Consider the following 12,469-nt stretch of genomic DNA (forward strand, 5'->3'; position numbering starts at 1 on the left):
GCAGTTGACTTTTAATCAATTGGTCGCAGGTTCGAATCCTGCACGACCCACCAATGTAAAAAAGCGCCCTAAAGGCGCTTTTTTGCTATCTGCAATATACAAGATTCGAACCTGCTGCAGGTTCGAGTCGAACGAAGAGAGACAACGGAGCCGCCTGCGGCGACGGCCCGAAGGGCGAGCGAAGCGAGTCATCCTGCACGACCCACCAATGCAAAAAAGCGCCCTAAAGGCGCTTTTTTGCTATCTGCAATATACAAGATTCGAACCTGCTGCAGGTTCGAGTCGAACGAAGAGAGACAACGGAGCCGCCTGCGGCGACGGCCCGAAGGGCGAGCGAAGCGAGTCATCCTGCACGACCCACCAATGCAAAAAAGCGCCCTAAAGGCGCTTTTTTGCTATCTGCAATATACAAGATTTAAACCTATATGATGGTGTTACGCTTATCAGGCCTCCGGTACGTTGTAGACCCGATAACACGTTCGCACCACCATCGACGACTTAATTACCCCGTCAACGCTTCCACTAGCTTCGTCAGCGCAAGCGTCGCCTGAGACTCTTCATAGACGATATATAAATCAGCGGGAATACGCTCCTCCAGCGGACGAAATACAACGCCAGGCCAATTCATCTGCGCATAGCTATCCGCGATTAGCGTAATACCAATCCCCATGCTGATCATCGCCAGAACCGTTTGTGGTTCCATCACTTCACGAACAATCATCGGCGAAAATCCGGCAGTCTGGCAAACGCGTTGCAAAAATGCCCAGTCGGTATGGATCGAGGGCATGGTGACAAAATATTCATTTCGCAATGCCTCCAGGGGAACCACACCGTGGGTAGTCAGGTGGTGTTCTTCCGGCATAGCGACCAGAAAAGACGATTCATGCAAACGTAAACTGGTAAACCCTTCCGTTGGCTCGGTGGCCATCCGCCAGATTCCCGCATCCAGCTCTCGCCGTTCCAGTAGCGCCATCTGCATAGCAGGCATTTTTTCGCGAAACAGCACCTCGACATTCGGATTGTCCTTTAAAAAACGGTGCATCACGGGGCGCATTTTCCCCCACATTGCCGTCCCCACTACGCCAAGCTCAATACGCCCTGCTTCACCGCGTCCAATTTGCTCAACCCTTGCCAGCGCCTGATTGGCACTAGCCAGCAGGCGGCGAGACTCTTCCATCAGGATCTTACCTGCATGTGTTAACACTACGCTGCGGGAATGACGAACAAACAGTAGCGTACCAAGCTGCTGTTCCAGTTCTTTAATGTGAATACTCAGCGGAGGTTGCGACATATTCAGGCGAGCAGCAGCGCGTCCAAAGTGTAGTTCTTCTGCGACGGCAAGAAAATAACGCAGTAACTTCAGATCGGTACGATACGTGCGTTCCATCAATAATGCGCTCCTGAAGCGAAGGATAGTACGCAAAGTTACCACACTGTATCGCAGAAAATGAAACGGCGGGTACAGAGTTCCCGCCATTGTAGAATGGTTAGTGGGCCAGCGATCTCTGCGCCAGCTTTTCAGGCTCATGTTTGTACCTGAAGAACAGCGCAAAAATAACCGCCAGTACCAACGAATAAGCTGCGAACAGTAGCCAGATAGTTTGCCAGTCTTTCACACCGTCAACGGAGAAGTAATCCACCGCCATACCGCTTAAAATCGATCCAACCCATGCGCCAACACCGTTCACCATCGTCATAAACAGCCCTTGCGCACTGGCGCGAATGTTGGAGCTCACCTCCTGCTCAACGAACACCGACCCTGAAATATTGAAGAAGTCGAATGCACAACCGTAAACAATCATCGACATCAGCAACAGCACAAAACCAAACGGAGACGGATCGCCAAAGGCAAAGAAACCAAAGCGCAGCGTCCACGCCAGCATACTCATCAACATCACCGTTTTGATGCCGAAGCGTTTTAGGAAGAACGGTATGGTAAGGATAAAACCGACTTCCGCCATCTGCGAAACGGAAAGTAAAATAGAGGGATACTTGACGACAAAGCTGTTGGCAAACTCCGGATTACGGGCAAAATCGTGCAGGAACGGGTTACCAAAAACGTTGGTAATTTGCAGCACCGCTCCCAGCATCATCGCAAACAGAAAGAAAATTGCCATGCGAGGGTTTTTAAACAGCACAAATGCATCCAATCCTAGTTTACTGGCAAGCGTTGTTGCCGCCTTCTTCTCAGCCACCGGAATCTTCGGCAACGTAAACGCATACATCGCCAGCGCCAGCGAAGCGCCTGATGCGATATACAGCTGCGCACTGCTCAATTCCAACCCCATGAGACTCACCGTCCACATGGCGACAATAAAGCCAATCGTGCCAAACACGCGAATAGGAGGGAAGGCGGTAACTGGATCCTGTCCAGACTGTGCAAGGCAGGAATAAGAGACGCTGTTAGACAACGCTATCGTCGGCATATAGGCCATTGCGTTAATCAACATCACCCAGAACATCGTATCCGGATCGGTGACGGTAGTGGCATACAGCAGCACCCCGGCGCAAACCAGATGGCAAAGCATATAGGCGCGTTCTGCGCGTAACCATTTGTCGGCAATGATCCCCATAATGCCGGGCATGATAATGGCTGCCAACCCTTTGGAGCTATAAACCATCCCGACGTTTGCGCCAGTAAAGTCGAGGGTGTTTATCATGTAAGAACCCAGGGTCACCAGCCAGCTTCCCCAGATAAAATATTGCAAAAACGACATGACCTTTAATCGGGACGCAATACCCATTTTTCGTTCCTTGCCGTAGAGATAGAGTAAGAGAAAGACCCCGTGCGCGGGGTCATTGTTATTATTGATTTCAGGCCAGTTTACGTAAGAAACCGCAGATCAGATTAATAAAGTTTTGGCGAGATAACTCAGCCGCTGCCAGGGTCTGCGCATGAGATAATTTCACATCACCCAGGCCTTCAGCCAGGTTGGTGATAGCAGAGACCGCGACCACTTTCAGGCCGCAATGGCGTGCAGTGATGACTTCTGGCACGACTGACATACCAACGACATCGCCACCAATAATCTGCATCATGCGAATTTCTGCCGCCGTTTCAAAGTTTGGCCCTGGGTAGGAAACGAAAACACCTTCACTGAGCGGAAAACCCTCTTCTGCCGCAACAGTCTGTAATACAGCACGATAATCCGCATCATAGGCATTCGCGAGTGAGAAGAAACGGTCGCCAAAGCGTTCATCGTTCAACCCAACCATCGGTGTTCCTGGCATCGTGTTAATGTGGTCATTTAATGCCACCAGGCTACCTGGCCCGACTTCCGGACGAAGAGAACCCGCCGCGTTGGTGCAAAACAGCAGTTCACAACCCAACAGCTTCAGGGTCCGAATCGCATCAGTCATGATGGTCATGCCACGGCCTTCATAAAAATGTCCCCGACCTTTCATGCAGGCGACCGGAACACCAGCCAGATGACCCAGCACCAGTTCTCCGGCATGTCCATGGACGGTGCTGACCGGGAAACCTGGCAGTTTCTCGTAAGAGATAGCCACTGCATCTTCAATTTGTTCCGCCAGGGCACCTAAACCTGAACCAAGAATAAACGCCACGCGCGGCGTAAAATCAGGCTTATAACCACGAATGATATCTGCGCTATACCAGGGATTCTGTGACAAAAGGGAGTGGCTCATGATAGATCCTTAAGGCTGAATAATCGGAAAAGTGTTGTGTACCTCTTGTTTATAACGAGAGAAGACAATCGTTTACCAATACACTTTCCCGTAATGATTGATATCCTTTCTATATTGATGGCATAAACCTCATTCAGATCGTTTACCTATCGATTATCAATAATTAAATATTGGTTTCACCATCCCCTTTTTGAATAAGATGTCGTCTGCTGGGGCCCACAGCAAAATAAAATAAACACCTACATTTTTATATTTCTGGTAGATGGAACACCCCATGAATAAAACGCTTATAAATTTAAGTTTTGCCGCCGCATTGGTTTTACCTCATACCGTACAGGCTGAATTTAAAGGTGGCTTCGCCAATCTTGGTCTGCATTACCTTGACTGGACATCACGCACGACAGAGAAATCTGGCAACAAATCCCACAAAGATGATTTCGGCTATCTGGAACTTGAAGGCGGTGCAAACTTTAGCTGGGGGGAAATGTATGGATTTTTTGATTGGGAAAATTTCTACTATGGCCGTCATGACAAATCCGGTAGCGAACAGCGCTATACGTTTAAAAATACCAACCGTATTTATTTGGGCGACACTGGATTAAACCTCTATTTACACGCATACGGCACCTACGGTTCGCCCGCTCGAGTGAATTTCCATGATGATATGTTTCTCTATGGTCTCGGATATAATTTCACCGGCAACGGTTATTGGTTTAAGCCCTTCATCGCCAAACGCTATACCGACCAAACGTATTATAGCGGCGACAATGGTTATGTGCTGGGCTGGGTAGCCGGATATAGCTTTATGCTGGGTAGTGAAAAATTCACCCTGACCAACTGGAATGAATATGAATTTGATCGCGCTGCAACCTATGCTGCGGGCAACGGTGGTAAAGATGGCCTTAACGGCGCTGTGGCGCTGTGGTGGAATGCGACACCTCATCTGACAGCAGGCGTTCAGTATCGCTACGCGAAGAATAAGCTTGGGGAAACTTTTCTTCAGGACGGCATTATTTACTCCCTCAAATATCAATTTTAATCTTTTGCGCCTGCCTGAAGCGGCAGGCCGACTATATTTGATAGAGAGGATCTGCCGCACGGCATGCGGTCAACTCGCTGGCCTGGGACCTGACGACCTCCCACAACGCCTCTGCAGCAGTTGATAACGACCGGTTTTTGCGCCGTGCCAGCATCAGTTGCCGTTCAACTACCGGCGTTAATCGCTTCACCTGCAAATGGCTTCCCTGAGGAAGCGGCAGGGCTAACGCCGGTAATATACTGATGCCAATTCCCGCTTCAACCATCGGAAATAGTGTCGCCGGATGGCCAATCTCCTGCACAATCTTCGCTTCAACGGAAAATCCAGCGAGAGCCGCATCGATAAGCGGACGGCTACCGGACGCATAATCCTGTAACACCAACCGCTGCTGCTGTAGCTCCAGCCAGCCCACTGAATCTCGTTGGGCAAAAGAGTGATCGTGGCGGCAAAGCAACAAAAACGGCTCCGCCAGTACCGTCTCGCACTCTAAATCGGTTGCGGCTCCAGGATCGATAACGATGCCAAAATCCACCTCTCCCTGACGGATGCTCTCCAGCACCCATTGCTGAGGGCGGTCGTGGAGAACAAAATCGATCTCAGGGTAGCGTCGATTAGCGTATGCAATGCACTGCGGGATCAGGTGGGCAGAAATGGTCTGACTGGCGGCAACTCTGACAGTTCCAGTAAGTTGCTGCCCGACGCGTCCGGCCTCACGCAGCGTACTATTCAATTCATCCAGCAGACGCTCCAACCTGGCTGCCAACTGTTGGCCCGCCTCCGTGAGCACCACTTCCCGGGTAGTTCGATCGAGCAGACGCACACCGGTTTGATGTTCCAACTCTTTGACGCTATGGCTCACCGCCGACTGGCTTAGCCCGATACTCTCCCCTGCCCGGCTAAAGCTCCTGGCACGAGCGACTGTCACAAACACCTTTAACTGACGTAGCGAGTAATTCATCTCTTTTTTTCATGAATAGATGCAATAAATCGATTTTATTTCTCAAACTAAAGAAAGCACAATAGCGGCATCGATTTTCAGGAGCGTTTATGAAATTTTTCCGCATTCTTGATCCATTTACTCTGACCTTAGTCACCGTCGTCCTGCTGGCTTCTTTTTTTCCCGCTCGCGGCGCATTTGTCCCCTTCTTTGAACATTTAACCACCGCCGCTATCGCTCTGCTGTTCTTTATGCACGGCGCAAAACTTTCTCGTGAGGCCATAGTTGCCGGGGGAAGCCACTGGCGTTTGCATCTTTGGGTAATGTGCAGCACCTTTATCGTCTTTCCCGTTCTTGGCGTGTTGTTCGCCTGGTGGGCACCCATTAACGTCGATCCGGCGCTATACACCGGCTTTATTTATCTCTGCATTCTGCCCGCCACCGTCCAGTCCGCTATCGCGTTTACTTCGCTGGCGGGCGGCAACGTGGCGGCGGCGGTATGTTCGGCTTCGGCATCAAGCCTGCTGGGTATTTTTATTTCGCCCTTGCTGGTCGGCCTGCTGATGAATCTGCACGGCGCAGGCGGCAGTCTGGAGCAGGTCGGCAAGATCATGCTGCAGCTTCTATTGCCGTTTGTGCTGGGGCACCTTTCTCGTCCGTGGATTGGCGATTGGGTAGCGAAACGTAAAAAATGGATCTCTAAAACCGACCAGACCTCTATCCTGCTGGTGGTTTACTCGGCGTTCAGCGAAGCGGTCGTTAACGGCATATGGCACAAAGTCGGTGTCGGCTCGCTGCTGTTTATCGTCGTAGTCAGCCTTGTGCTGCTGGCGATTGTTATTGCGATTAACGTCTTTGTGGCGCGCAAGTGCGGGTTCAATAAAGCGGATGAGATTACGATTGTCTTCTGCGGATCGAAAAAGAGTCTGGCAAACGGAATTCCGATGGCCAACATTCTCTTCCCGACCTCAATACTGGGGATAATGGTGCTGCCGCTGATGATCTTCCATCAGATTCAGCTGATGGTGTGCGCCGTGCTGGCGCGTCGTTATAAGCGCCAGGCCGAAGCATTACAGGCGCAGGAAAAGACCCGCGCCTCCGAAGCTTAACGCGGGCGCTTAAGGGGCTGAACCAGATCGGTTAGCCCCTCGGTTTTAATCAACAAGGTTAACGCCATCAGCTCGCCAAGATGCCCGGCTGGAAATTGATCTTTACGGGCAAACCACAGCAAATACTCTTCCGGCACATCGATCAAACGACGCCCTTTATATTTGCCAAACGGCATTTCCGTATTAGCAATTTCAATAAGCTGGTCTTTATCCACGCGATTCTCCGAGCAGACGCACCATTTCAGCTTCATCTATCACCGCAATGCCCAGTTCCTGTGCTTTAGCCAGTTTGGAACCTGCCGCTTCTCCGGCAATCACCAGATCGGTTTTCTTCGATACGCTGCCCGCAACCTTCGCGCCCAGCGCGACCAGCTGCGCTTTAGCATCATCGCGCGAGAGCTGGCTCAGGCTACCGGTCAGAACCACCGTTTTCCCGGCAAATGGGCTATCAATTTCTTCGGCATTGACCACTACCGGCGCAGGCCAGCGGACCCCTTCTTTGCGCAACTGAGCAATCACTTCGCGGTTACTCTCCTCAGCAAAGAAATTGCGCACGTGTGTGGCGACAACAATCCCGACATCAGGCACTTTTTGCAGCTCTTCAATCGATGCCTGCTCCAGCGCCTCAATGGTACCAAAGTGGGCCGCCAAACCTGCTGCCGTGGCTTCGCCTACTTCGCGGATCCCTAACGCATAAAGGAAACGGGCAAAGGTCGTTTCTTTCGATTTTTCCAGAGCATCCACCACGTTCTGCGCTGATTTTGGCCCCATGCGGTCCAGTCCAGTGAGTTTACCCGGCGTCAACTGGAAAAGATCGGCTGGCGTATGGACGTACTCTTTCTCAACCAGCTGGTCGATGATTTTATCGCCCATTCCCTCGACATCTAACGCGCGACGAGAAACGAAATGTTTGAGCGCTTCTTTACGCTGAGCGCCGCAAATCAGACCGCCAGTACAGCGCGTGACAACTTCACCTTCCACACGTTCTACATCGGAATGGCAGACCGGGCAATGCGTGGGGAACACGATTTCACGGGTCTCTTCCGGACGCTCTGAAAGGACCACGTTCACCACCTGAGGGATAACATCTCCGGCACGACGAATGACCACCTTATCGCCGATACGCAACCCCAGACGGTCGATTTCATCCGCATTGTGCAGCGTCGCGTTGCTGACCAGCACTCCTGCGACATGGACCGGCTCCAGACGGGCAACTGGCGTGATGGCACCGGTACGCCCGACCTGAAACTCGACATCACGAACAAAGGTCATCTGCTCTTGCGCCGGAAACTTAAACGCCACCGCCCAACGCGGCGCGCGGGCCACAAAACCAAGCTGTTCCTGTAGAGCCAAAGAATCAACTTTGATGACCACGCCGTCGATATCAAAGCCCAGGTTCGGACGATCTTCCTCAACTTTGCGATAGTAAGTAAGCACTTCCTCTGGCGTATGGCAGAGTTTTACGCGCTCGCTGACCGGCAGCCCCCAGGCCTTAAACTGCTGTAAACGCGCAGAGTGGCTTTCCGGCAGCTCACCACCTTCCAGCACACCCACGCCGTAGCAAAAGAAAGTGAGCGGTCGCTTCGCCGTAATTCGCGGATCGAGCTGGCGCAAAGAACCGGCGGCCGCGTTACGTGGGTTAGCAAACACTTTCCCACCGGTGCGACGCGCCTCATCATTAATTTTTTCAAACCCGGCCTGCGGGAGAAATACCTCGCCGCGAACTTCCAGACGCTGCGGAATATCGTCACCACGCAGCTTCAGGGGGATGGCGCGAATGGTGCGTACGTTGGAGGTAATATCTTCTCCGGTGGTCCCATCGCCTCGGGTCGCCGCCTGCACCAGAACGCCGTTTTCATACAGGATGCTAACCGCCAGGCCATCCAGCTTCAGTTCACAACAGTAAGTCAGATCATCAGTATTTTTCAGACGGTCCTGAACGCGCTTATTAAACGCGAGGAAGCTCTCTTCATCAAAAACGTTATCCAACGACAACATTGGCACTTCATGACGAATCTGGCTAAATGAGGCCAGAGGCGCAGCGCCAACGCGCTGAGTGGGTGAATCAGGCGTAATCAGTTCAGGATGTTGAGCTTCCAGTTCACGTAATTCACGCATCAACCGATCGTATTCCGCATCAGGAATTTCCGGTGTATCCATGACATGGTACAGATATTCATGATGGCGAAGCGTGGTTCGCAGTTCAGTCAGTTTTTGTTCGTTCGATTCCATATCACACCATCAATGATAAAAAACCCCCGACGGGCGGGGGTTCAGGATAAGTAGACGAAACTCAGGAAGATGAATCAGGCGTTAGCCTCTTTCACTTCGCGAATGCGGTCCTGGTATTCACGCAATTTTTGCGGCGTCATCATACGACGTTGATCGTCCAGCACGACACCACCAACTTCATCGGCAATGTACTGCGCAGATTGCAGCATCAACTTAAAGTTTTGCAGCTCATCGCCAAAGGACGGAACCTGCATAAAGATAGTGATCCCTGGCGTCATCATATCCGCCATGCTATCCGGATTGAATGTGCCTGGTTTTACCATATTCGCCAGGCTGAACAAGACCTGGCCGCTACCGTCAGGACTGAGGTGGCGATGGAAAATATTCATATCGCCGAATTTGAAGCCCGCCTGTTGGATGCTGTTGATTAATAGCTCACCATTAAGCTGCGAACCATGGTGCGCGGCAACGTTCATCACAATGACCGTTTCTTTACGCTCTTTAGGCTGCGGTGCCGGCTGCGGTTCAGGAGCAGCTTGAGGTTCAGGTACCGGCTGCGGAGCGACTGCAGGTTGTTGAACCGATTGCGGCGCATGCTGAACTGGCTGCTGCACATGTTGAACAGGTTGCTGGGGCTGCGGCGGCACGGGCTGCTGTGTCGGCGCAACGTGATGCGGTTGCTGAACCGGAGCCTGTGTATGAACCGGCTGCTGATGTGGCTGCGGCTGATGAGATGGCTGCGGCGCACGAGCAGGCTCCTCCTGATGCACAGGCTGTTGCGCCTGACGCTCATAAGGCGGCTGATACTGGTGTTGTGGTGCCTGATGAGGTGCTTCATGCTCCCCATGAGCCCCATTCGGCGCGTGATTAACCCGATGAACCCGGACTTCACCAACGCCTTCAACATCGCCATCAAAATCATCGCCTTCCGACTCTTCATCGTCGCGAGACTTCATACGTTTTAGTGGGCGATCGCGAAACATCGAAGAACGTTCTTTACGGCTGGTCCAAAAACCGTGCACCAGTAAAGCGATTATGGCGATCGCGCCAACAATGATTAATATCAGACGCAAATCCTGCATCATTATATTCTCTGTTGTTCTAACACCTTGCCACCACGGCAAACATTTACTCACTAAGAGTATTTGTCGATTACATCAAGTGCAAGTGCGTCTGGGGCTTTCACTACATAAAGATGAACTAAATCGTGCTTTTTGCTGTTTTTTCGAACATTTCCTAACTGGTTATTGTCTGCTAACCCGATAAAATATCCAGGCATTCAGTCTGGATGTCAAAAAAGGAGCATTGCCTGACTATGGTTTCATCATCCGCAACGACCCCGCGTAGTGGCGTCTATTATTTTTCGCAGGGCTGGAAACTGATCGGGCTACCGGGGATCCGTCGATACGTATTCCTCCCTTTACTCGTCAACATCATTTTGATGGGTGGAGCCTTCTGGTGGTTATTCACTCGTCTGGGTAGCTGGCTCCCCTCGCTGATGAGCCATGTACCGGAATGGCTGCAATGGCTTAACTACTTGCTGTGGCCGATAGTGGTTATCTCCATTCTGCTGGTCTTCGGCTACTTCTTCTCGACGATTGCCAACTGGATTGCCGCCCCCTTTAGCGGTCTACTGGCCGAGCAGCTTGAAGCGCGCCTCACCGGCGCAACGCCTCCGGATGTCGGGGTTTTCGGCATAATGAAAGATGTGCCGCGCATTATGAAGCGTGAATGGCAGAAGTTTGCCTGGTATCTCCCACGGGCAATCGTGCTTTTGATTCTCTATTTCATTCCCGGCATCGGCCAGACCGTTGCTCCCGTACTGTGGTTCCTGTTCAGTGCCTGGATGCTGGCAATTCAGTACTGCGATTACCCTTTTGATAACCATAAAGTGCCGTTTAAAACCATGCGTGAGGCGCTGCGTACCCGCAAAGTAACCAATATGCAATTTGGTGCCCTGACCAGCCTGTTTACCATGATTCCGGTGCTGAATCTGGTCATTCTGCCGGTGGCCATTTGCGGTGCAACGGCAATGTGGGTCGATTTCTACCGCGACAAACACGCCATGTGGAAGTAATCCCCTCCTCTCTTCTTGCGGAGCGGCTTATGCCGCTCCTTATTACTTCTGGCTTGCCATTATTTCTCTTGCGAATATAGATATGCTAAATCCTTACTTCCGCATATTCTTTAAGCGGGTATGCTGAAGCCGTACTCCCAAATTTCATACAGTTAAGGACGGGCCATGAGTAAGATTTTTGAAGACAACTCCCTGACTATCGGCCATACGCCGCTAGTACGACTGAACCGAATCGGTAACGGGCGCATCCTGGCAAAGGTAGAATCGCGTAACCCGAGCTTTAGCGTGAAATGCCGTATCGGTGCCAATATGATTTGGGATGCCGAAAAACGCGGTGTACTAAAACCAGGCGTTGAGTTGGTAGAACCGACCAGCGGTAACACCGGTATTGCACTTGCCTACGTCGCAGCAGCACGTGGCTATAAGCTGACGCTGACAATGCCAGAAACTATGAGTATCGAGCGCCGCAAACTGCTAAAAGCGTTAGGTGCCAATCTGGTATTAACCGAAGGTGCGAAAGGCATGAAGGGTGCAATCCAGAAAGCCGAAGAAATCGTCGCGGGCAACCCAGAGAAATTCTTACTGCTCCAGCAGTTCAGCAACCCGGCCAACCCGGAAATTCATGAAAAAACCACCGGCCCAGAAATCTGGGAAGATACTGACGGCCAGGTTGATGTCTTCATCTCCGGCGTCGGTACTGGCGGTACGCTGACCGGCGTAAGTCGTTACATCAAAGGCACCAAAGGTAAAAAAGATCTGATTACCGTCGCGGTTGAACCCACCGACTCCCCGGTTATCGCCCAGGCGCTGGCAGGTGAGGAGCTAAAACCCGGCCCGCACAAAATTCAAGGCATCGGCGCAGGCTTTATTCCGGGCAACCTGGATTTGAAGCTGGTTGATAAAGTCGTTGCTATCACCAACGAAGAAGCCATTTCAACCGCTCGTCGCCTGATGGAAGAGGAAGGTATTCTGGCCGGTATCTCTTCCGGGGCAGCCGTTGCTGCTGCGCTGAAGCTTCAGGAAGATGAAGCCTTTACCAATAAGAATATTGTGGTTATCCTACCCTCTTCAGGTGAACGCTATTTAAGCACTGCTTTGTTTGCCGATCTCTTCACAGAGAAAGAACTGCAACAGTAGTGCCAGCCTGTTAATATCGTGTAAAAAAGCACCTTTTCAGGTGCTTTTTTGTGGCACAGTTCAAATTTTTACCCCTCCTGGCATTGATTCACTTCGTTGGGTCTGGTATTTAACCAGCACATTTATTTTGATGCGCGAAATTATTCGGATTTGGATTTCCATAAGCTGAATCGATTTTATGATTTGGTTCAAGTCTTCCTTTCGCGGCATAATGTTTAATGACGTGGTAGACGTCAACGGCCTGAAGGTTCACGCTGCGATTCACTGCTGCTGGTGCCGGAGCCGGACAC

11 protein-coding genes and 2 other RNA genes are annotated in these 12,469 nt (G+C 51.4%); 6 read left to right on the top strand and 7 right to left on the bottom strand.

Annotated features, from left to right (window positions below; genetic code table 11):
- Positions 1 to 82: 82 nt before the first annotated feature.
- A non-coding RNA gene (locus QVF11_RS20370) (RtT sRNA) lies at positions 83 to 208 on the top strand.
- 29 nt (positions 209 to 237) lie between these two features.
- Positions 238 to 363: non-coding RNA, RtT sRNA (locus QVF11_RS20375), on the top strand.
- A gap of 139 nt (positions 364 to 502) precedes the next feature.
- Here the strand turns inward: QVF11_RS20375 and QVF11_RS20380 are convergent.
- The 3 genes from QVF11_RS20380 to xapA form a co-directional block, all read right to left on the bottom strand.
- Positions 503 to 1,387 (bottom strand): LysR family transcriptional regulator, encoded by an 885-nt coding sequence (locus tag QVF11_RS20380; protein WP_112212922.1) that lies wholly within the window; start codon positions 1,385 to 1,387, stop codon positions 503 to 505.
- 100 nt (positions 1,388 to 1,487) lie between these two features.
- A complete protein-coding gene (locus QVF11_RS20385; RefSeq protein WP_287858915.1) occupies positions 1,488 to 2,744 on the bottom strand; it encodes a nucleoside permease in 1,257 nt (418 codons plus the stop codon).
- Between the two features lie 70 nt (positions 2,745 to 2,814).
- Positions 2,815 to 3,648, bottom strand: coding sequence for a xanthosine phosphorylase (xapA, locus tag QVF11_RS20390; protein ID WP_287858917.1), 834 nt, complete (start codon positions 3,646 to 3,648; stop codon positions 2,815 to 2,817).
- A 274-nt stretch (positions 3,649 to 3,922) separates the two neighbouring features.
- Here xapA and QVF11_RS20395 point away from each other — a divergent pair, with 274 nt between their 5' ends.
- Positions 3,923 to 4,687 carry a nucleoside-specific channel-forming Tsx family protein gene (locus QVF11_RS20395; protein ID WP_287858919.1) on the top strand — a complete coding sequence of 255 codons (765 nt, stop codon included), beginning with the start codon at positions 3,923 to 3,925 and terminating at the stop codon, positions 4,685 to 4,687.
- Positions 4,688 to 4,718: 31 nt separating this feature from the next.
- Here QVF11_RS20395 and QVF11_RS20400 read toward each other — a convergent pair whose 3' ends face one another.
- Positions 4,719 to 5,645, bottom strand: coding sequence for a LysR family transcriptional regulator (locus QVF11_RS20400; RefSeq protein WP_112212918.1), 927 nt, complete (start codon positions 5,643 to 5,645; stop codon positions 4,719 to 4,721).
- An 89-nt stretch (positions 5,646 to 5,734) separates the two neighbouring features.
- Here QVF11_RS20400 and QVF11_RS20405 point away from each other — a divergent pair, with 89 nt between their 5' ends.
- A complete protein-coding gene (locus QVF11_RS20405; RefSeq protein ID WP_112212917.1) occupies positions 5,735 to 6,733 on the top strand; it encodes a bile acid:sodium symporter family protein in 999 nt (332 codons plus the stop codon).
- Here QVF11_RS20405 and QVF11_RS20410 read toward each other — a convergent pair.
- From QVF11_RS20410 to zipA, 3 genes are all read right to left on the bottom strand, one after another.
- Complete coding sequence (locus QVF11_RS20410; protein ID WP_110272204.1) at positions 6,730 to 6,948, bottom strand: DUF3820 family protein; 219 nt, start codon at positions 6,946 to 6,948, stop codon at positions 6,730 to 6,732. The two genes, QVF11_RS20405 and QVF11_RS20410, sit on opposite strands and share 4 nt — an antisense overlap.
- The gene (gene ligA / locus QVF11_RS20415) at positions 6,941 to 8,965 is read right to left on the bottom strand and encodes an NAD-dependent DNA ligase LigA (protein WP_287858922.1); all 2,025 of its coding nucleotides are present in this window, start codon (positions 8,963 to 8,965) and stop codon (positions 6,941 to 6,943) included. The genes QVF11_RS20410 and ligA overlap by 8 nt, the downstream gene beginning before the upstream one ends.
- A gap of 74 nt (positions 8,966 to 9,039) precedes the next feature.
- On the bottom strand, positions 9,040 to 10,050 hold the full coding sequence (zipA, locus tag QVF11_RS20420) for a cell division protein ZipA (protein ID WP_167492733.1): 1,011 nt from the start codon (positions 10,048 to 10,050) through the stop codon (positions 9,040 to 9,042).
- A gap of 230 nt (positions 10,051 to 10,280) precedes the next feature.
- On the opposite strand from zipA, the gene cysZ reads away from it, so the two are divergent.
- Both cysZ and cysK read left to right on the top strand, forming a co-directional pair.
- Complete coding sequence (cysZ, locus tag QVF11_RS20425; protein WP_287858923.1) at positions 10,281 to 11,042, top strand: sulfate transporter CysZ; 762 nt, start codon at positions 10,281 to 10,283, stop codon at positions 11,040 to 11,042.
- A 165-nt stretch (positions 11,043 to 11,207) separates the two neighbouring features.
- Entirely contained in the window at positions 11,208 to 12,179 is a 972-nt protein-coding gene (cysK, locus tag QVF11_RS20430) for a cysteine synthase A (RefSeq protein ID WP_181485398.1), read from the top strand.
- Positions 12,180 to 12,469 lie beyond the last annotated feature (290 nt).

Origin of the sequence: Klebsiella sp., assembly GCF_027492335.1 — a bacterium.
Taxonomy (GTDB): domain Bacteria; phylum Pseudomonadota; class Gammaproteobacteria; order Enterobacterales; family Enterobacteriaceae; genus Klebsiella; species Klebsiella huaxiensis.